Consider the following 19,511-nt stretch of genomic DNA (forward strand, 5'->3'; position numbering starts at 1 on the left):
CTCACTTAGAGCGTTCTGCGCAGTTTTATCTTACCTATTCTAGAACGAGGCGGTCGCCATTGATTTTCACGAAATTTATCAAGACTTCGTAGAGAGAGAGGACGCTTGTTCTGGTAAGAAATAGGTCCTCGAAAAATAAAGTCATCTCCAAAAGGTCTTTTGGGCGTAAGGGGTGATAGCAAAGGTACGCCTAGAGATTTGACCCCGGCTAGGTGAAAAGCTAGTAATAAAGCGACGATGGCCAGACCATACAGTCCGAGGAAGGCAGCGCCTACTAATAGAATAAGTCGTAAGATTCGAATGCTATAGAAAAAAGTATAAGTCGGGAGGCTAAAGCTGGCTAAAGCCGTAATGGCCATGATTACAACAAGAATGGGAGAAACGAGGCCTGCTTCAACAGCAGCCTGACCGATAATAATGGCGCCTACGATACCGATGGTAGGACCCACTTGTTGAGGCACTCGCAAGCTGGCTTCACGAATTAACTCCAATGACAATTCAAGAAAGAGTATTTCAATAAAGACAGGAAAGGGCACTTGTTCTCGAGCACCTGCCGTAGCCAGCATGAGTTCGGTCGGCAACATCTCTGGGTGATAAGCCTGCACAGCCATATACAAAGCCGGTGCAAATAGTGTAATAATCACAGAAAAAAGGCGAAGCAAGCGAATGAAATTCCCAAAAGGTGTACGAAGATACATGTCTTCGGGAGAATGAATAAAATTCCAGAGTGTGATAGGTGCTACAAGGCCATAAGGACTGCGATCCAAAAGAACGGCCATCGAACCATCGGAAAGTGCTGCTGTAACCCGATCCGGTCGCTCTGTTATGACATGTTGTGGAACGAGTGAGTTGCTTTGATCTTCTAAATATTGTTCAAACAGTCCAAGATCGTGAACCGTATCTACATCAATGGATTGAATGCGTTTGCGCATCTCCTTCACAAGCGCTGGATTGGTCAGTCCGGCAATATAGACTAAGCAATAACGAGTGCGTGCAAGGCGTCCGACAACACGAATCTCGCAGACCAACCGCGGTGTCCGCAGGCGGGCCCGTACGAGACCGATGTTCGTATCAAGATCTTCTACAAAACTTTCTTGAGGTCCCCGAGCTGTTGATTCGATGGTAGGAGGAGAAATGGCCCGCCCCGGCACGGTAATGCCTTCAATCACCAAAGCTTTTTCCTGACCTTCTACAAAAAGAATAACATGACCATTGATGAGTCGTTCTACAATCGTTTTCTTGTCCTGGGTGATTAAGGTTTCTCCTGGTGCTGTAGTGACCTTGCAAGCTAGAAGATCTAATAAAGTCGCTGTTTCTGGCGAAGACGCCGGTGGCGTCACTTCCATGGTTAAAGGGTGAATCAGCATCGTGCTTAGATGCTCTGTACTGACCTGGCTATGAAAGTAGACGAGTAAAGCAGGTACAGAATAAGGCAAGCCAATGGAGAGAGGTCGCACCATTACGTCGTCATTCAGTGAGAGAAGAAATTCTTGATCAAGCCAATGGCGAACCGAAGAAAGGTTGTTAGGAATGACGCCAGACTCTTGGTCTTCCTGGTTCTTTTGATCGGGAAAAGGTGTTGGTTTTTCCTGTGGTTTGTACAGGGATGTTACATCTTCAGGCTCTTCTAGAGGACTTTTTTTCAAGGGGGGCGTCGGCTTAAGAGAAAAGGATTTATCGATGGGTGGCTTTTTGATAGACAAAAAACTTTTTATAAGCTTCTTCCAGTTCAGTGAAGACAAAGAAGACACCCCTCGCTACGACCTGACTATCTTTCCTTCCTTCGTAGCTTTTGTTGAACCCTTCCTTTCTTATTCTTTTTTTCCTTTCTTTCAGGCGCTTTAATAGAGGCTTTCTTCTGTATGGTCTGCACTGTTTAATTGATCAGCCCAGCTTTGTAGACTTATGAAGCGTCTGTTCACCACATCCCAGTCAATGTTTTTCATAAAAGCGTCGATGTAGCGCTCGCGCTCTGTGCCATAGTCTAGGAAGTAGGCATGTTCATACATGTCGATAATTAAGAGTGTGGTGGCGCAATCCACAATGCCTTTATCGTGAGCATCGGCCAGGTAGTTATGGAGCTTCTGATCGCGAAAATCAAGACTAAGTAAGACCCAGCCGCGAGAAGCAGCAGCTGCCGCTTTAAAATCTTTTTCCCAGGCTTCATAGGAGCCAAAGTTTTTCTTAAGTGCATCTACAATAGGTCCGTGAGGGCGTCCTGTACCTCCAAGGTTTTCGAAGTAAAGTTCGTGAAGAACGACACCGTTAATATTGAACGTTTCCTCTACTTTCAGACAGCGGTAGGGGGTATAACGAGGGTTCTGGTCTGCTCGGTCTACTTGTTGGAGACGACTGCGAATCTCGTTAATAGTCTTTACATAGCCTTTGTAAAGTTTTTCATGCTCTTTAATCTGCTTTGGAGAAATGCCCTTTAATTGCAATAGAGCTGGATCAAGAGGATAAGCGCTGATTTTACTCATTCAGGGATGCACTCCTTTCCAATTCTCTCGATCTACTGTACGATAAAAGTGGAAAGAATAGGTCTCGAAAATAATGGTAGAGGTTGGTAGAGTTGAAGGTGCATTGGGTGATTCTTAATGTTGCTATCAAAGATAAGAAAGTATATAGAAGAGGTGTATTGATATGAAAATCCAGATACCGGGACGTGAAGTCCTCGTAGTAGAGCATTTGGTTCTTGATTACAATGGTACGATTGCAGAAGATGGCCACTTGCTATCTTCTGTACCGCCTCTATTGGAAGATTTGTCGACTTTATTCAAGATACATGTCATTACAGCCGATACCTTCGGATCGGTAGAGCGGGAATGTGTTTCTTTGCCTGTTACGGTGCACACACTAGAGAGTACTGATCATAGCAGGGAAAAAGAAGAATTTGTTCGCAGTCTACTCGGTGCTGTGGTAGCCTTCGGGAATGGGGCCAATGACAAAGAAATGTTGAGAAGTTCTGATCTAGGAATTGCTGTTCTAGGGCCGGAAGGGTGTGCGGTGGAAACTTTACGCAGTGCTCAAATTGTGGTTCCTTCCATAGAAAAAGGTCTGGCTCTTTTACAAAAGCCAGACCGTCTTATTGCTACCCTGCGGCGTTAAGTTTTTTGTTAACAGGTATAAAGGCGATATGGGGATAGAGGATTTGCCACATTTCATAGGCGGTAACGATTTGATAAGAAGGTTGTCCACTTTGTAGGATATCTTCATAGAGGCTAAAGGCCAGTCTTGCTGATAGTCAAGGTATTGTAAAAGCGATTGGGCTTTAGGAGCTGGTAGGGTGCCGACGCTCAACGTTGGATCTTGTAGGCCTTCTTTCTGTGCCACCCATTGAGCCAGCTCTTTGCTCTTAAAAAAGGGCAATACTCGTTCACCTTGTTCCGTCGCTATAGAAGCATAAAACCCCGTCTGAAAGCCTTCTTGTTGATATACGAGAGTGTACAGTTCCTGTTCTTTGAAATCTTTCTTCTTCAAAGCTGTCATCTCCCATCTGATGTCATTGCAATTAGAGTTGTCGCAGAGTTGTTGCTTGTCTCTATCCTTTTTGATTCTGGAATTCTCTCATGAAGTCGGCTAGAGCCTGACAACCTTCGCGGGGCATGGCGTTATAGATGGAAGCTCTCATGCCACCGACGGAGCGGTGACCTTTAAGACCATTTAGCCCTCTTCGGGTCGCTTCGCTGTTAAATTCTTTTTCTAGCTCTTCATTGGGCAGTCGGAACGTGATATTCATCAGAGAACGGCTGTCTTTTTCGGCATGGCCTGTGTAGAAGCCGCCGCTATTGTCAATGGCATCATAAATCAGGGCTGCTTTTTCTTCATTGTGCTTGGCTATTGCAGCAAGGCCGCCCTGGTTCTTAATCCACTTGGCAACAAGACCGACCATGTAGACAGAAAAAGAGGGAGGCGTATTGTAAAGAGAATTGTTCTTGCTATGGGTCTCGTAACGAAGCATGGTAGGGATGTTCTTGTTGCCTTGCTCGATCATATCTTGACGGATAATAACAACAGTAACACCAGAAGGACCTAAGTTTTTCTGTGCTCCGGCATAGATGAGTGCAAACTTGCTGGCATCAAAGGGTTTAGAAAGAATATCAGAAGACATGTCAGCGATTAAAGGGATATTTCCGAATTCAGGAAAAGAATGCCATTGCGTACCGAAAATGGTGTTATTGGAGGTAATATGAATATAAGCGGAATTTTCACTGCGATGAATCTCTTCAGGCTGAGGAATACGAACGTAGTTTCCTTCTTTGGTCGTAGCCGCAATATGAGTCTGCCCTAGTTTGGCGGCTTCTTTTTGCGCTTTTTCGGCCCAACTGCCTGTAAGAATATAATCAGCTTTCTGATCTTGACCTAAAAAGTTCATGGGAATCATGGCAAACTGGGTGCTGGCCCCACCTTGTAAGAATAGGACACGATAATCATCGTCCAGTCCTAGAAGCTCTTTAATCAAGCTTTCCGTACCAGCATTAATGGCTTCATACTCTTTGGAACGGTGGCTCATCTCAATTACGGACATGCCTGAACCTTTGTAGTTCAAAAACTCCTGCTGTGCCTCTTCCAAAACGGCTAAAGGAAGTGTCGCTGGTCCTGCACTGAAGTTAAATATTCTTTCTGTCATGAACAAGGTCCTCCCAATCAATAAGTTCAAAAATTAACTTTTCTACATTACCTATTATTATAACTTCCGCAAGTGGGAAGATACAAGCTTTTTGCGTACCTTTAGAAAAGGCAACTTCTTAATGAAACAAAAGAATCGCTCCCTAGAGTGGAGCAGATTCTTTTACAAGAGAAGAGTCCCTCGCTGTTTCTGATTTTTTATTTTTGTTCCATAAAGCGTAGAGCCTCTCCATCCCACTGATAGACTTTCACAGCATCTTCTTGACTTTCTACCGTAAAGTTATCAGGTAAGATGTGCGGATCGCCAGCTACTTTTAGGCGATTGATCTTTTTGGCAATATGAATTTTATCCGGTGAAGGATAGGTGAAAGCGCTTTCTTCTTGTACGCCATGCCAGTACAGACCTTTTGGATCGTCCCAGCTTTCGTGCCAGTAATATTCACTGACTTGCACATGGGCAAAGACTTGTTGAAAGACATTGTTCTCATCAATCCGAAAGATGCGGTTCCAGGTAGTTTCTTCAAAACTCCCCACTCGATTGTCTGCATGCTCCACCACAAAAAGGCCTCGTTGCTCCATACCAGGAAGCTCAAAAGTAGATATTTTTGTAACCATAGAGAGATCTCTCGATAATGCGATCAAACGATTACTCTCCTGTTCAAAAGCAGCAAGAAAAGCTTGGTGCTTTCCCAACGTAATAGCTAGAATAATCTCGTTGCCTGCAATGGGAGAAAAATCACCTTGTAGCTGTTGAACATCAACCGGTTCTATATCTGTTATTCCTTTTGCTTGTAAAGCGCGCTCAACCAATAAAGCTTCTTCTTTTTTTTCATTTTCTGCCAAAGTAGGAATGCCGTTGTCCCAGCGTAACAAGAGCAAGGTTGTGGAAAGAAGTAAAAAAGAGACTAGCAAAAGGACCCCTTTACGAAACAATGGACATTCACCTCCTTAAAACTTGTATATTATGCAGGGTGAATGTCCAATGTTCTTTTTTTATTTTTAAAATTTTCCTAAAAACCAATCCAAGAGAGTTTACCTTCTTTGCGAGGCGGAATGGCTGCTGTACCTTCTGCATAGCCCATGGTGACAAGAGCTACCAATTCACCATCGCCCATACCTAAGGTCCTGTTAATATCATCGGCTACGTGAAGCGGTGCTGTCATCCAGCAAGTGCCTAAGCCGGCGGCGTGTGCAGAGAGTAAGATGTTTTGTATAGCTGCTGAGACACTTTGAATTTTCCCCAGCCGATCGATATTGCAAGTACGAAGATAAGTTGGTGTAGAATCGGGCTGGGCTGTTACAGGACTCGATTGACTATAACAACAGATTAAGATGGGAGCGCCGCCTAAGGTATTGAAAAACTCCAGCGTAGATTGAATGACTTTTGGCTTATCTCTGAAAGCTCTTTCTAACTTTGGCAAAATAACTTGGCCAGCAGGACTGATGATATGGGCTAACTTGTCTTTGTCAGCGCCTCTGACGATATAAAAGTGCCATGGTTGTTGATTGGTCGTAGAGGGCGCCCAGAGACCTTCTTCCATAATTTTTTCGATCACTGCTTTAGGTGGTTCTTCTTTTTTGTACTTACGGATACTGCGACGTTCACGAATGGCTTGACTCAGTTCCATTGGCTCGACCTCCTTCTGCGTAACTGAAAGTGTAAAAAAAAGGGCTATTAAAGAGAAACACTTAGAATAAAAAGAGCCTTGGCAAAATGCCTTTATGTTATTGTTCATCACAATCACATAAAAAACCTTCTTTAATTTGTCTAGAGAAGGGTTTTTCTTACTCTTTGTTGAAAAGATGAAAAAAAGGCAACATAAGAGGAGTCGCCTGAAACTTACTGTCAATAGGAAAGATAGGAAGGCCAACAGTAGGACGACGTTGAAGCTTATGATAGAGAAGGAGACGTTATCATAATGCTAGTAGATTATCATGTACATGCTATGGGACATGCTACATCTCGCCATACAGTAGAAGAGATTTCAGCTTACTTAGAAACGGCGCAAAAGCGTGGAGTGGCGCAAATTGGTTTTGCCGATCATGATCGGTACTTAGATGATTATAACGTAGAAGCGATTGCAGAAGCGGCCAAGAGATTTCCCCAGTTGCAAGTGCGTTTGGGTGTCGAAATCGACTATATTCGCAATGCCAATGAAAAGCTTAATGCTATGGTCTACCGCTATCCTTTTGACTTCGTTATTGGGTCAGTCCATAAAATTCACAGTTGGGATTTTGATCATAGTGGCTATACCAAGCAATATGGTCTTTGGGAAGAAGATAGACTGTATAAAGAGTACTTTGCACGGATTGCTGAAGTAGCTCGTTCCGGGCTTTTTAGCTTTATTGGTCATCTTGATTTAATCAAAATTTTTAAATATCGTTGTAAAAGTCCTGTATTAGAATTGGCTGAAGAAGCCCTACAAGCTATTAAAAAAAGTGGTTTGCCCTGTGAAATCAATACAAATGGTTTGAACAAGCCGATTCAGGAGTTTTATCCATCTCGTGAGCTCTTAGAACGTTGTTTTGAGTTGAACATTCCCATCACATTGAGTTCAGATGCTCACTTTAGTCATGAAGTGGGACGAGATCTAGAAAAGGCCAGGGAATTGGCTTGGTCTGTTGGCTATCGTCAAGTCGCGACCTTCTATCAAAGAAAATGCATGATGGAACCCCTTTAGCATAAGGTATACCGGACTGTTCCTTACGAGGACGGAAAGGGAAGGTGGGGTTTCTTGCGTCTCTACATTTCTGCTGATTTAGAAGGCGTGGCTGGTGTTGTTTCACCGAGACAAGTGACAGCATCAGCCGCCTATGAAGAGGCGAGACGATGGATGACAGAAGAGGTTTGCGCTGTTTCTCGAGGTGCCTTGGCAGCCGGTGCAGAGAAAATCGTTGTGAATGATGGTCATCTTAGCATGACCAATCTTCTGCTCGACCATTTGCCTGAAAAGGTAGAAGTTCTTTCGGGTCGACCGAAAGAATGGGGCATGATGTGTTCCATTGATAAAGGTTTTGATCTTGCTTTTTTTGTCGGCTATCATGCTCGTCAAGGTTCTCTAGGTCTATTGAGCCATTCTTACAGTGATGCCATTGCTCGTATAGAACTCAATGGGATAGAAGTGGGAGAATTGGGATTCAATGCAGCACTGGCAGGCTTTTACGGTGTTCCCGTAGGGCTCGTTAGTGGTGATGCGGAAGTGGCTGTAGAAGGCAGCCATCTGGTAGGAACTCGCTTTGCTGTGGTGAAATGGCCTTTAAGCCAGCAGGGAGCCCGAACTTTGCTTCCCCAGAAAAGCCAAGCTTTGCTCGAAACGCACAGCTATGAAGTTGTAAGGGATTGGCTATCAGGAGAAAATACAGTAGAAGCTTGGTGTCCAGGAGGTCCCTATCAACTTATGGTTGAATTTCGTCATGCACGGATGGCCCAGGTCGTTGCCTGTATGCCAGGTCTAACGCAACGAGGTCCCTGTCGAGTAGAATACAGTCATCAAGACTTACCAACCCTATATAAAGCCTTTCAAGCGATGTTGCTACTAGCACATTCCGTCGCCTAGTTTTCTCTGTCCCCCTTTTGCGACTGTGCTAAAAAAGGGAAAAGGTCTAATAGAGGAGAGAAGCGTAGAGATGATTGAAGCGGGTCAAAGCAGTGGATTAAAAGTTTATAGTGCCCTTCCTTTCAACGCTCTCCCTCGTTGCCACATACTGGCGATTGGTGCTCATCCAGACGATATAGAACTGTCGGTGGGTGGAACAATCGCCTTGGCAACAAGGCAAGGTCATACTGTTGTTGTGGTAGACGTAACGCAAGGTGATAAAGGAACGAACGGATCTGCCGAGATTCGAATCGAAGAGTCAAGACGGGCCGCTCAAGTGCTCGGCCTGGCAGAACGCTGGAATTGTTGCTGGCCTGATGGCGCTGTCAGTGATCCTCTTTATTGGGCTGAGCGGATTGAAACATTGGTACAATTGCTTCGTCGCTATCGACCGCAAGTAGTCCTCGCGCCAGGAGGACGGGATCGTCACCCTGATCATGAAGGCACTTCAGAACTAGCTCGGCAAGCTATTTTTTATGCTGGTTTGGCCAAATATGAAGGCGCTACGCTTTCCATAGAAGAACTGGGCGAACCCTGGCGACCTCAGCATTTTTATACTTATCGACTTAATGGAAGCCTATTAGAGGGAATGGAGCAGCCCCTGCTTGTCGACGTTTCGTCTGTCTACGAATGGAAGAAAAAATCAATTCTCGAATATAAAAGCCAATTTTCTCAAGGTTGGCAGCAACAGTGTGAGAACCTAGGGATTCCTCATCTTTTACACTGGCTTGTGGGTAGAGATCAATATTTAGGTGGCCTTGTTAGGGTTGCCTATGCAGAACCGCTCTATGGTGAAAAGCCTTTTCTGATCAAAAAGGTAGCTGCATTATGGGAGTGATCGTTTTTTGAACATTGGTATCCTCTGCTACCCTTCTTATGGCGGAAGTGGTGTGATCGCTTCGGATCTGGCTCGTTGTCTGGCCCGTCGAGGCCATGGCGTTCATGTTTTTTCTTATGAAACGCCCTTTCGATTGCAGCAATTTGAGGCCAATCTTGTTTTTCATCAAATAGAAGTGCTTGATTATCCCCTTTTTCGTTTTCCGCCTTACTTAATCGCTTTGGCTTCTAAAATCGTAGAAGTGGCTCGAAGGGATCACCTGGATCTGTTACATGTTCATTATGCCATTCCCCATACGCCGGCGGCTTTTCTCGCTCGAGATATGTTAGCTCGAGAGCGGAGACTTCCTATTGTGACAACAACACACGGTACGGATATAACACTCGTAGGCAGAGATCCTCAGTTTTTTGAGGTGATTCGATTTTCTTTAGAAAACAGTGACGGTGTCACCGCTGTTTCTCATAGCCTAGCTTTAGAATCGAAAGAGACTTTTGGGCTAGAAAAAATGCCAAGAGTGATTCCTAACTTTGTAGATGTAGACGAGTATATCCCCCATGACAACCCTGCGCTGCGCAAGCTTTTTGCCTTACCGGAAGAAAAAATCCTACTTCATATCTCTAACTTCCGACCCGTAAAGCGCTTACAAGATGTAATTAAAGTCTTTGCGGGTGTGAATCGAGTGATTCCATCTCGGCTCATCCTTGTAGGCGATGGACCGGAAAAAACGATGGCTTTACAAATGGTTCAAGAACTCGCTATAGAAGAAAGAGTCCATTTTCTAGGTCGTCAGGAAAATGTGGCAGAAATTTTTGCTTTATCCGATCTTTTTCTCTTGCCTTCTGAGAAGGAATCCTTTGGTCTCGTTGCTTTAGAAGCGATGGCATGCCAGGTGCCTGTGATTGCGAGTAGGACCGGTGGCTTGCCTGAAGTGGTAGACCATGGTCTTACAGGGTATTTAGCACCTGTAGGTGATACAGAAGCAATGACCCAATGGGCCCTTGGGCTGCTTTCTGATCCTCTCCTTTACAAGGCCATGGCAGAAAAAGCGAGATCGGAAGCCCTTCGGCGATTTTGTGCCGACCCAATTGTGGATGCATATGAGCAATACTACAAAGAAATACTAGATAAGGCTTGACAGAAGGGATGGCTTCATTTAACATAGAAACAGATGTAGTAATCATTACTGATAGAGAAGGAGAGAATTTTTATGGCTATTTACAAGTGTGAAAAATGTGGAGAAGTCATTGAAAAGCGATGTAAACCAGGCAAGTGCCCGAAGTGCGGTGCAGTCAAAGACGAATTGATTAAACAATAAAGAAACCTTCTGAGATAAGATACATACAGAAGGAAAGTAAGAGGCGTTATTTGCTTACCTTGTGTAGGCAGGGCGCCTTTTTTCTTTGTAGGCTATTTGAATTTGAAGGTGAGACAGGAATTCGTTACAATTAGCTGTGATGGACACGAAAATAGTTACCTTGTGGTGAGGGCAGGAGTTATAGCAGGAAGTTACGCCAAGCAATTCCAATGGGAGTAACAATCAGAAACAAACCCTCTGGGACTGGGCATCACGCTTTCCGCAGCGGGACTTGGGACCTCAGCTGTCGCCAGCTTGCTGGCGGTAACAGCGTGGGACCAGTCCAGAGCGGAGGAAAGCGTAAGGAGGAATTAATCAAATTATGTCCGATGTGTACTTTATTTCAAGGCGAGCAAAAGCTGGAAAAGGATTGGTTGATAAACTAAGGCTGCTTATGGACAAAGCAAGCTTAATGGATGTAGTAGAGCCAAAAGATCTTGTAGCCCTTAAGCTTCACTTTGGAGAAAGAGGCAATACAGGAACTTTGCGACCTCCCTTTGTAGGTGCTGTTGTTGATACAGTGCGAAAAAAAGAGGGGAAGCCTTTTCTAACCGATACGAACACCTTATATCGTGGCTCTCGAGCCAATGCAGCGGATCATCTTGATACAGCTATGGAAAATGGTTATGCCTACGCTGTTGTCAAAGCACCGATTGTAATTGCCGATGGCCTAATGGGCAAAGACTATCGCTCCATTCCGATTCAAGGAAAGCACTTACAAGAAGTGAAGATTGCATCAGCAGGACTTGATGCCGATGCGATGATTGTACTATCTCACTTTAAAGGCCACGAGCTGACCGGTTTTGGTGGCGCTATTAAAAATTTGGCCATGGGCCTCGCTTCTCGCTCTGGAAAGTTAATTCAGCATTCCGATGTTAAGCCTGTGGTGGGAAAGACTTGTAAATCTTGTGCCAAGTGCCTTCCCTGGTGTCCTGTTGATGCCATTTCTATGGGGGAACAAGCTGTTATAGCAGGTGAGCTTTGTATTGGTTGCGGAGAGTGTACTCTTACCTGTCCCCACAAAGCAATCGGTATTAACTGGAAGCAAGAGACGGTGTTGTTGCAAGAGAAAATGGCAGAGTATGCCTACGGTGCTATTCAAGATAAACTGAAAAATAGAAAAATTGCTTTTATCAACTTCGTAACAGATGTGACGCCTGAATGTGACTGCTGCTCTTGGAGTGATGCGCCTATTGTAGCTGACATAGGAATTCTTGCTTCTTTTGATCCGATTGCGCTCGATCAAGCTTGCTATGATCTAGTGAATGAAGCACCAGGCCTTCTTAACAATCGCATTGAAGATCGCGATCCTGCTGGGGCTAGAAAAGGGGTCGATAAATTCCGGGTGATTCATCCGAATGTTGACGGTACCGTTCAGCTACAACATGGTGAAACCATGGGACTGGGGAATCGATCTTATAATTTGATTCGACTCCCAGAGTGATTGACAATTCCAGCTTTTTTACGTAATATGGATATATAGTTATTATTCTTATTACTACTTGAGCTGGAGGGGGTGTCTCAGATGGGTGTCGTCGGAACACGCATGACCAAGCAAAAATCACTGATTCTAGATCTTGTTAAGGGCACCAAATGCCATCCAACAGCAGATTGGGTATATCAAGAAGCACGGCAGCAAATCCCCGATATTAGTTTAGGAACTGTTTATCGCAATCTGAATGCATTGGCCAACCAGGGTATGATTCGAGAGATGAATTATGCAGGCACTAGTTCTCGTTACGACGGAGACGTATCGCAACATTATCATTTTGTCTGTCAAGATTGTGGTTTTGTCTATGATTTACCGCTAGAACCTTTAAAAGCGATAGACGATCTGGTAGAGAATCAAGAAAACCATAAGGTAGCAGGACATCGACTAGAATTTTACGGAAGATGTAAAAGCTGCAAAATACAAGAAAAACAGTGAAATCGTAAGCATACCACTAGAGATTTATCTTTGGTGGTATTTTTATCGGAAAAAATTAATACTACGTTCTTGGTGGGCTTTGTTATAATGGAAAAGAAGCAAAGCTTTGGTGATATTTTGGAGGGGGAGAAAAAGCATGGGCAAATTGCCACGTTCTTACGGCCAAAATTGTATGGGTGTATTGGTCCAAGATCTATTTCACATCTATGTCTACTGGGAAATAACAGCGGAAACGCGGGAACAAGTTCTCACCAGCAGGAATTTAGATGTTGAATCTCCCTGCCAAATCCGTGTCCAACAACTTATGGGTGACAGTACGAACCTGGATTGGCAGTCTGTATACCAGGCGGAACTTCCTTTTGGTGCTGATCACTGGTATTTAAGTGGTCTTGTGCCAGGTACGATCTATCGTATTCAGATAGGTATACAAGATGGGGAAGAATTTAAAGTTCTGCTCTCTTCAGAGCAAGTTCATATGCCGCCAGCACAAAGTGGACATCGCAGAAGTTGGGGTCGAGCCCACTCGATTATCGGTGGTGTTACGCCGGTAGAGGTTATCGTCCCTGTGGAAGAAAAGATTGAGACGTACAGTTCAACGGATCTGGTTGCAGAACCGGCAACAGCAGAAAGGAGCGCCTGATACATTTGAAGGCTAAAGGATACTGGGCTTTGGTTCTCCATGGTCACTTGCCTTATGTTCGTCATCCAGAATTGCCTGAATATCTGGAAGAACGATGGTTTTTTGAAGCGATGACTGAATGCTACTTGCCTTTCACAGACACCTGGTTACGCTTACGAGAAGAAGGCCTTTCATATCGACTTACTTTTTCGGTCTCGCCACCGCTTGCAGCGATGCTAACAGATGCTTTACTACAAGACCGCTATTTGCGGTATCTAGATAAAATGCTCCTTCTGGCCAACAAGGAAGTGGAAAGGACAGAGGGAGACGACAATTTTGCGCCAGTGGCTAGGTTATATCGAGACAAACTAGAAAGACTGCGGAGTCTCTACCGTCATGATTGGGGTTGCCAGATTACAGAGGCCTGGCGCTCACTCGTACAAAGTGGACATCTCGATCTTTGGACTTCATCCGCGACCCATGCCTTTTTGCCGTACGCGTCAGAAGCGAGTTGGAGACCGCAGATTCGTACGGCTGTAGATCAACATAAAAAAATCTTTGGTCTGGCTCCTCATGGGATCTGGTTACCAGAATGTGCTTATCAACCAGGCATTGAACGTATCTTGAGTCAAGAAGGGTTACGCTGCTTTGTCGTTGACAATGGAGCTTTCCAGCGAGCCTATCCGCAAGAAGCCAACCTCTATCAACCCCTTCATCTTGGGGATGGAGTATCGGCTTTTGCCAGGGATCCAGAGACGTCTCGACAAGTTTGGGACAAAAATTCAGGCTATCCTGGTGATTATGATTACCGGGAGTTTTATCGCGACATTGGCTATGATCTGCCTTATGACTATGTAGCACCTTTTCTAGCGGGTCCCAATCGTTCTGATACGGGCTTTAAGTATTATCGGATTACAGGCTCAGGCGACCATAAAGAACCTTATCGCCCTGACTGGGCGACCCATAAAGTTGCGACGCATGCTGATAACTTTGTTTTTAACAGGGAAGCACAAATTGACTACCTCCAACAACATAATGATCAGCCGCCGCTCGTTCTTTCTCCCTACGATGCTGAACTCTTTGGCCACTGGTGGTATGAGGGTCCTGAATTTCTAGAGGCTTTGTTGCGTAGGTTCGCAGATGGCAATTCCACGGTAGCATTAATGACACCGCGCCGCTATCTAGAAGAACATGGACAGGGACCGGAAGGAAAGCTACACTTTTCTACTTGGGGAGAAGAAGGATTTGGAAAAGTCTGGGTGAACCCTACCAACGATTGGATATATCGCCATCTCCATCAAGCGGAAAAAGAAATGGTAGCTTTGGCAGAAGCGTATCCACAAGCCAAGGGCGACATGAAGCGTGCTTTGGATCAGGCTGCTCGTGAATTGATGCTGGCTCAATCGAGTGACTGGGCTTTTATTATGTATACAGGAACAACGGTAGAGTACGCCAATCGACGCACCATAGAGCATCTCGATCTTTTTTGGAAGCTGACGCAGTCGATACGGCAGGGTGATATCGATGTAATTACATTGTCAAAAGCAGAGTGGAAGCATCCCATATTCCCAGATATGGATTACCGAAATTATAACAAGCATATTTTTGTTCAAGCGGATAAGCCAAGAGAGCTACCTCTCATCTTTACTAGAGATGAAGTAACAGCTCCTAAAGGCGCTGTCTGGATTTTGACATGGGAGTATCCACCTCGTGTCATGGGCGGTTTAGGCCGTCATGTGGCCGACTTAAGTGAAGCTTTGGTCGCCCAGGGCGTACCTGTTCGTGTTTTTACGTGCCATGTACCAGGTTGCCCAGAAAAAGAAGTTATCAACGGTGTGATTGTGCATCGTTTGCAAGTCCATGGTCGTTCTTTGCAAGAAGACTTTCTCGGTTGGGTTTGGCAATTTAACTTTGCTCTCTTAGACGCTGTTCTTGATGAAGTGGGCGTAGAAATGCCTGCTGTGATTCACGCCCATGATTGGCTTGTGGCGATGGCAGCGCGCGAGAGCCAGCGTTTGTTACGCATTCCGCTGGTGACAACCATTCATGCCACAGAGCACGGTAGACAACGAGGCATTCACAATGACTTGCAACGATATATTCATGGCGTGGAAATTGAGCTTGTATCAATTACCGACAAGTTAATTGCCTGCTCTCAATATATGACTCGTGAAATATCTTCTCTTTTCGGTGTTTCACCAGCAGAGATTCATATTATCGCCAACGGTGTAGATAGCCATAAAGTGTTAACACCGCAAGGTGATGCAAGCTCCATTGCTTCTCTTGTTGATGAAGATGATGAAATGATTTTTTATATTGGTCGATTGGTATCTGAAAAAGGCGTGCAAGTACTGCTGCAGGCCTTGCCTTCTATCTTATCTCGCCGACCACAGGCTCGCCTTGTGATTGCTGGTAAAGGCCCCATGGATGGTGAACTACGCACCTGGGTACGTCAACAAAGTTTAGAGCATCGTGTTACTTTTACGGGCTTCATTGAAGATGATCAACGCAATGCTTTGCTCAAAAGAGCCAATGTAGCTGTTTTTCCCAGTCTTTACGAGCCTTTTGGGATAGTAGCGTTAGAGGCCATGGCAGCCGGTGCGCCTGTTGTAGCTAGCGATACCGGTGGGCTTGGAGAAATTATTCGCAATGGTGAAAATGGCTTGAAAGTACCACCGAACAATGCAGGCATGCTTGCCGAAGCAATTGTGCAAATTCTAGAGAATCGTCCGTGGGCAGAGAAAATGATTGAGCAATCGCAAAAGGATCTGCAAAATATTTACAATTGGAGCAAGATTGCTCTTGAAACGATGGCAGTATACAGTGAAGCCATTGATGAAGCTGATTCGGTTCGTGCGGGACTAGAGGCCAAAGCACAAAGAGCTGGATAATAAAGCAAGATAATTAGTAGGGATATGATACCAGTCCTTCCCTGGGCCAGAAGAAAAGGATTTGAAGGCATTCATGTCAAAATAGTAGTAAGACAGAAATCTAATCGTAGCAATCTGTTATTTTTCTTCCAAGATAATCCTCAAGGCGAAATAATCTTGTTCAATAGAGGAAGTCTAGAAAGAGAGGCTTTCATGGTGATAGGGAAGGGAAAAGGTGTCAATCCCTGGGGGGAGCGTCCGCCACGAGCAACTGTTGATAGGATGAGCGAAGATAGCATTATTGAGGATAAGAGCTCTGTAGAAACGGAGAAGCAATCTTCGTCGCCACTGAGTAGACGGAACTTTCTTCTCGGAGGAGCTACTGCTCTGGGACTTTCATTGACAGCAACAGGCTGGTATTGGGGTCACCATTTGCTTCATGGCCCTACTTCTGATGTAATGCTACCGATTGAAGCCATGGCACGAGATGGAAAAAGCGCTAGCGTAAGTGGGCTCTCTGGAATGATGGAACACATTGCGACGTTGAGCCAGCCTGTCTATGAAGGCCGCCTAGCCGGTACAGCAGGAGAAGCAAGAGCTGGTGAGTATATTGCTAGACTGTGGGAGCGATGGGGCCTAGAGCCCCGTGGGGAGGCGTCCACATACTTTCAGACCTTTCCGATTCCACCTCTTACGATTGTAGAGGAAGGAGAAAGAGCTAGGTTACAGGCTGTGGCAGGAGCCATGAAAGTGGCTGATAACTTGATTGGATTCTTGCCAGGCCGTGATCCTTTTTTGCGTCATGAAGTCATCATTTTGTCGGCCCATTACGATCATCTAGGACAATGGGGAGATCGTCTCTATAGAGGAGCCAATGACAATGGCAGTGGAATTGCGATTCTATTAGAGCTTTCTCGCCTGATGGTACAGCAGCGGCCTCGAAGAAGTGTGGCTTTTATAGCTTTTTCTGGTGAAGAAGCCGGTCTATTCGGATCACGCCACTTTACCAATGCTCCAACTCTTTCTCTAGATCAAGTCATTGGTCTTATCAATCTAGATACAGTTGCCAATGGTCGAACCGACGAATTTATTTACTGGTCTTCTGCCCCCTTGCCTTGGCAAGATACAATACATCAAGTTGCTGAAGCTTGCCAGATTCGTATTCGCCATCAGGTCACAGATCGCAATAGCAGCGACCATCGGCCTTTCGAAGAAAAAGGCGTACCGGCCATTACCGTTCTTTCTGACAGTTGGCTCCATAAAAACCACACACCAGAAGATGATATAACCTTAATCAATCCCGAGAAGCTACAAAAAATTACTGATTGGACGTACCAATTTATCTATGCACTGGCTGATGAAGGAGATAGAGTAGGCCGATGATAAGCTTGGAGAGATATGCAAAGCAAATTCGCTTTGCGCCCATTGGCGAAGAGGGGCAGAAAAAACTAGAACAAGCGAAGGTGCTTATTGCTGGCATGGGTGCCTTAGGAACCCATCTGGCCAATGGCCTTGCTCGCTCTGGTGTAGGCTTTCTGAAAGTGATCGATCGAGACTTTGTGGAGTTATCGAACTTACAGCGTCAAGTGTTGTATGATGAAGAAGATGTAAAGGCCCTCTTGCCCAAAGCTATTGCTGCTCAAAGAAAGTTACAAAAGATTAACTCCCAGATTACAGTAAAAGCAGAAGTACTTGATCTAAGCTGGTCCAATCTACAACAGCAAGTAGAGGGCATGGATCTGATTCTTGATGGTAGCGATAACTTTGAATTGCGCTTTCTAATTAATGACTGTGCTATCAAAGAGGGAGTTCCCTGGATTTATGCTGGTGTTACGGGCTCGCAAGGAATGGCGATGGTAATTCAACCTCAACAGGGTCCTTGCTTACGTTGCATTATGCCGAAACCACCGACACCCGGTGTAATGCCGACTTGTGATACGGCTGGCGTTCTTGGACCAACGGTACAAATGGTTACAGCCTTTCAAACCGTGGAGGCTTTAAAGATTCTTACGGGACAAAAAGATCAAGTCTGCCAGGGACTTTTGACCCTTGACTTATGGTCCGCTCGCTATGACATGCTTGATATGGCGCAGGCCCGCCGTAGCAACTGCCCCACTTGTGGTAATGGTGAATTTCCTTACCTTGAAGGGAAAGAAGAAATGCAAGTAACGCCCGTTTGTGGGTCCAATTCTGTGCAAATTAATCCGGCTCAGCAAAAGAGTTTGAATCTGAAAGAGTTGGGTAAACGCCTCTCAACCCTTGGAGAATTGCAGCAAAATCCTTACTTGCTTAAATTTATTGCAGATGGTCAGGAAATGGTGCTTTTTACGGATGGACGAGCTATGATTAAGGGAACGCAAGATCCGGTGAAGGCGAAAAGTTTCTATAGTCGCTATGTAGGTTTTTAGCACAAGGGTACTGGCACAGGGGGAAGGTTCTACTGTGTTGTGTCCATAAAGCTGCCTGATACAGTGGTTACGTGAGGAGTGCACTTTTTTCGTGGAATGGATCGTAGGAATTACTGGTGCCAGTGGCTCTATCTATGCGCTTCGGCTTCTTGAAGTGATGAAAAAAGCATCGATGCGACCTCATCTTGTTATTTCGGCAGCCGGTGATCGAGTGATTCAGGAGGAGACAGGGGTTACTGTAGAAGAGCTCCGAGAAGGTTGTCATTTCTATCCTGTTTATGATGTGGGTGCGGCCATTGCCTCGGGTTCTTTTCCAACGGCCGGGATGATTGTAATTCCTTGTTCCATGCATACGGTGGCAGCTCTGGCGCTAGGACTGTCTGATAATTTGCTCACTCGTGCTGCTGATGTGACTTTGAAAGAGAGACGCAAACTGATTGTTGTGCCGAGGGAGACGCCACTTCATGTTATCCATTTGGAGAATATGGCGGCGCTAGCACGGGCCGGTGCCTCTCTTGTGCCGGCGATGCCTGCTTTTTATCAGAGACCACAAAGCATGGACGATCTCGTTGACTTCGTTGTTGGAAAAGTGCTCGATCAAGCAGGGATTGAACATACTCTTTATCGTCGATGGGGCCTTTAATGTATGATCATAAAGGGAGGACTTCAGTGTAAAAGCTGAAGTCCTTTTTGTATTCTTCTGCCATATTTTTGCTACGCCAAAGCAGGAAGAAAGAGGCTCTACGTGGAATAAGGTGGTGTAAAGTGGTAGATATGTGGTGTAAAGTGGTGGACGACCAATGTTCATGGGGGAGTTTCAACACAGCATCGATGGGAAAGGGCGGCTTTTTATGCCGGCTCGTTTTCGCGAAGCACTTGGTGAAAAGTTTGTTTCGACCAAGGGCTTAGATGGTTGTATTTTTGTTTATCCGCCTGAAGAATGGCGTCGTCTCGAAGAAAAGATTAAGAAATTGCCTTTTACAAGAGCCGATGCACGGTCTTTTCAACGCTTCTTTTTCTCTGGTGCGGCAGAATGTGAACTGGACAAGCAGGGTCGTTTTTTGCTACCACAACATCTACGACAATATGGGTCGCTAGAAAAAGATGTTACGATTATTGGGGTAGGTACTCGGATCGAGATCTGGAATCAAGAAAGCTGGCAAAGATATAACGATGAAAGCAATTTGGATTTTGAAGAAGTGGCAGAAAAGCTTGTTGATTTTGAATTATAGTGGAAAGATACTTTGTACAAAGATAGAGCTAAAGTTTA

At 45.1% G+C, this 19,511-nt stretch carries 20 protein-coding genes; 14 read left to right on the forward strand and 6 right to left on the reverse strand.

Features of this window, described 5'->3' with window-relative positions; all coding sequences use genetic code 11:
- Positions 1 to 5 precede the first annotated feature (5 nt).
- Together FTV88_RS07865 and FTV88_RS07870 are read right to left on the reverse strand one after the other, a co-directional pair.
- Positions 6 to 1,742 carry a spore germination protein gene (locus FTV88_RS07865; RefSeq protein WP_153725125.1) on the reverse strand — a complete coding sequence of 579 codons (1,737 nt, stop codon included), beginning with the start codon at positions 1,740 to 1,742 and terminating at the stop codon, positions 6 to 8.
- A 99-nt stretch (positions 1,743 to 1,841) separates the two neighbouring features.
- Entirely contained in the window at positions 1,842 to 2,480 is a 639-nt protein-coding gene (locus FTV88_RS07870) for a superoxide dismutase (RefSeq protein ID WP_153725126.1), read from the reverse strand.
- A 163-nt stretch (positions 2,481 to 2,643) separates the two neighbouring features.
- Here FTV88_RS07870 and FTV88_RS07875 point away from each other — a divergent pair, with 163 nt between their 5' ends.
- Positions 2,644 to 3,108, forward strand: a complete 465-nt coding sequence (locus tag FTV88_RS07875) for an HAD family hydrolase (protein ID WP_153725127.1) — start codon at positions 2,644 to 2,646, stop codon at positions 3,106 to 3,108.
- Here the strand turns inward: FTV88_RS07875 and FTV88_RS07880 are convergent.
- From FTV88_RS07880 to FTV88_RS07895, 4 genes are all read right to left on the reverse strand, one after another.
- Complete coding sequence (locus FTV88_RS07880) at positions 3,067 to 3,480, reverse strand: hypothetical protein (RefSeq protein ID WP_153725128.1); 414 nt, start codon at positions 3,478 to 3,480, stop codon at positions 3,067 to 3,069. The genes FTV88_RS07875 and FTV88_RS07880 overlap by 42 nt on opposite strands.
- Before the next feature lie 61 nt (positions 3,481 to 3,541).
- Positions 3,542 to 4,630 carry a 3-phosphoserine/phosphohydroxythreonine transaminase gene (serC, locus tag FTV88_RS07885; RefSeq protein ID WP_153725129.1) on the reverse strand — a complete coding sequence of 363 codons (1,089 nt, stop codon included), beginning with the start codon at positions 4,628 to 4,630 and terminating at the stop codon, positions 3,542 to 3,544.
- A gap of 197 nt (positions 4,631 to 4,827) precedes the next feature.
- A complete protein-coding gene (locus FTV88_RS07890) occupies positions 4,828 to 5,562 on the reverse strand; it encodes a hypothetical protein (protein WP_153725130.1) in 735 nt (244 codons plus the stop codon).
- Positions 5,563 to 5,639: 77 nt separating this feature from the next.
- Complete coding sequence (locus tag FTV88_RS07895) at positions 5,640 to 6,257, reverse strand: nitroreductase family protein (protein ID WP_153725131.1); 618 nt, start codon at positions 6,255 to 6,257, stop codon at positions 5,640 to 5,642.
- A gap of 291 nt (positions 6,258 to 6,548) precedes the next feature.
- On the opposite strand from FTV88_RS07895, the gene FTV88_RS07900 reads away from it, so the two are divergent.
- From FTV88_RS07900 to mraZ, 13 genes are all read left to right on the forward strand, one after another.
- On the forward strand, positions 6,549 to 7,310 hold the full coding sequence (locus tag FTV88_RS07900; protein WP_153725132.1) for a histidinol-phosphatase HisJ family protein: 762 nt from the start codon (positions 6,549 to 6,551) through the stop codon (positions 7,308 to 7,310).
- Between the two features lie 54 nt (positions 7,311 to 7,364).
- Positions 7,365 to 8,186, forward strand: a complete 822-nt coding sequence (locus tag FTV88_RS07905) for a M55 family metallopeptidase (protein ID WP_153725133.1) — start codon at positions 7,365 to 7,367, stop codon at positions 8,184 to 8,186.
- A gap of 70 nt (positions 8,187 to 8,256) precedes the next feature.
- Positions 8,257 to 9,063 carry a bacillithiol biosynthesis deacetylase BshB1 gene (gene bshB1 / locus FTV88_RS07910; RefSeq protein WP_153725134.1) on the forward strand — a complete coding sequence of 269 codons (807 nt, stop codon included), beginning with the start codon at positions 8,257 to 8,259 and terminating at the stop codon, positions 9,061 to 9,063.
- A 7-nt stretch (positions 9,064 to 9,070) separates the two neighbouring features.
- Positions 9,071 to 10,198: an N-acetyl-alpha-D-glucosaminyl L-malate synthase BshA gene (gene bshA / locus FTV88_RS07915; RefSeq protein ID WP_153725135.1), complete on the forward strand. Its 1,128-nt coding sequence runs from the start codon at positions 9,071 to 9,073 to the stop codon at positions 10,196 to 10,198.
- Between the two features lie 72 nt (positions 10,199 to 10,270).
- Complete coding sequence (locus tag FTV88_RS07920; RefSeq protein ID WP_153725136.1) at positions 10,271 to 10,378, forward strand: RCKP-type rubredoxin-like domain-containing protein; 108 nt, start codon at positions 10,271 to 10,273, stop codon at positions 10,376 to 10,378.
- Between the two features lie 358 nt (positions 10,379 to 10,736).
- Positions 10,737 to 11,861 (forward strand): DUF362 domain-containing protein, encoded by a 1,125-nt coding sequence (locus FTV88_RS07925; RefSeq protein WP_438266913.1) that lies wholly within the window; start codon positions 10,737 to 10,739, stop codon positions 11,859 to 11,861.
- An 81-nt stretch (positions 11,862 to 11,942) separates the two neighbouring features.
- Positions 11,943 to 12,344: a Fur family transcriptional regulator gene (locus FTV88_RS07930; RefSeq protein ID WP_153725138.1), complete on the forward strand. Its 402-nt coding sequence runs from the start codon at positions 11,943 to 11,945 to the stop codon at positions 12,342 to 12,344.
- Between the two features lie 136 nt (positions 12,345 to 12,480).
- On the forward strand, positions 12,481 to 12,984 hold the full coding sequence (locus FTV88_RS07935; RefSeq protein ID WP_153725139.1) for a DUF4912 domain-containing protein: 504 nt from the start codon (positions 12,481 to 12,483) through the stop codon (positions 12,982 to 12,984).
- Positions 12,985 to 12,989: 5 nt separating this feature from the next.
- Positions 12,990 to 15,854: a 1,4-alpha-glucan branching protein domain-containing protein gene (locus tag FTV88_RS07940; protein WP_153725140.1), complete on the forward strand. Its 2,865-nt coding sequence runs from the start codon at positions 12,990 to 12,992 to the stop codon at positions 15,852 to 15,854.
- Between the two features lie 192 nt (positions 15,855 to 16,046).
- On the forward strand, positions 16,047 to 17,216 hold the full coding sequence (locus FTV88_RS07945; protein ID WP_162007953.1) for a M28 family metallopeptidase: 1,170 nt from the start codon (positions 16,047 to 16,049) through the stop codon (positions 17,214 to 17,216).
- On the forward strand, positions 17,213 to 18,241 hold the full coding sequence (locus FTV88_RS07950; protein WP_243137054.1) for a ThiF family adenylyltransferase: 1,029 nt from the start codon (positions 17,213 to 17,215) through the stop codon (positions 18,239 to 18,241). Before FTV88_RS07945 ends, FTV88_RS07950 begins: the two co-directional genes overlap by 4 nt.
- A gap of 91 nt (positions 18,242 to 18,332) precedes the next feature.
- Positions 18,333 to 18,884, forward strand: coding sequence for a UbiX family flavin prenyltransferase (locus FTV88_RS07955; protein ID WP_153725142.1), 552 nt, complete (start codon positions 18,333 to 18,335; stop codon positions 18,882 to 18,884).
- A 157-nt stretch (positions 18,885 to 19,041) separates the two neighbouring features.
- The gene (gene mraZ / locus FTV88_RS07960; RefSeq protein ID WP_153725143.1) at positions 19,042 to 19,473 is read left to right on the forward strand and encodes a division/cell wall cluster transcriptional repressor MraZ; all 432 of its coding nucleotides are present in this window, start codon (positions 19,042 to 19,044) and stop codon (positions 19,471 to 19,473) included.
- The last annotated feature ends 38 nt before the right edge of the window (positions 19,474 to 19,511 follow it).

Origin of the sequence: Heliorestis convoluta, from assembly GCF_009649955.1 — a bacterium.
Classification (GTDB): domain Bacteria; phylum Bacillota; class Desulfitobacteriia; order Heliobacteriales; family Heliobacteriaceae; genus Heliorestis; species Heliorestis convoluta.

Excerpts from the sequence above, each read along its gene's own strand:
- FTV88_RS07870 (WP_153725126.1), bottom strand. The coding sequence starts at position 2,480 with ATGAGTAAAATCAGCGCTTATCCTCTTGATCCAGCTCTATTGCAATTA.
- FTV88_RS07875 (WP_153725127.1), top strand. The coding sequence starts at position 2,644 with ATGAAAATCCAGATACCGGGACGTGAAGTCCTCGTAGTAGAGCATTTG.
- serC (WP_153725129.1), bottom strand. The coding sequence starts at position 4,630 with ATGACAGAAAGAATATTTAACTTCAGTGCAGGACCAGCGACACTTCCT.
- FTV88_RS07895 (WP_153725131.1), bottom strand. The coding sequence starts at position 6,257 with ATGGAACTGAGTCAAGCCATTCGTGAACGTCGCAGTATCCGTAAGTAC.
- FTV88_RS07900 (WP_153725132.1), top strand. The coding sequence starts at position 6,549 with ATGCTAGTAGATTATCATGTACATGCTATGGGACATGCTACATCTCGC.
- bshB1 (WP_153725134.1), top strand. The coding sequence starts at position 8,257 with ATGATTGAAGCGGGTCAAAGCAGTGGATTAAAAGTTTATAGTGCCCTT.
- FTV88_RS07920 (WP_153725136.1), top strand. The coding sequence starts at position 10,271 with ATGGCTATTTACAAGTGTGAAAAATGTGGAGAAGTCATTGAAAAGCGA.
- FTV88_RS07930 (WP_153725138.1), top strand. The coding sequence starts at position 11,943 with ATGGGTGTCGTCGGAACACGCATGACCAAGCAAAAATCACTGATTCTA.
- FTV88_RS07935 (WP_153725139.1), top strand. The coding sequence starts at position 12,481 with ATGGGCAAATTGCCACGTTCTTACGGCCAAAATTGTATGGGTGTATTG.
- FTV88_RS07945 (WP_162007953.1), top strand. The coding sequence starts at position 16,047 with ATGGTGATAGGGAAGGGAAAAGGTGTCAATCCCTGGGGGGAGCGTCCG.
- FTV88_RS07950 (WP_243137054.1), top strand. The coding sequence starts at position 17,213 with ATGATAAGCTTGGAGAGATATGCAAAGCAAATTCGCTTTGCGCCCATT.
- mraZ (WP_153725143.1), top strand. The coding sequence starts at position 19,042 with ATGTTCATGGGGGAGTTTCAACACAGCATCGATGGGAAAGGGCGGCTT.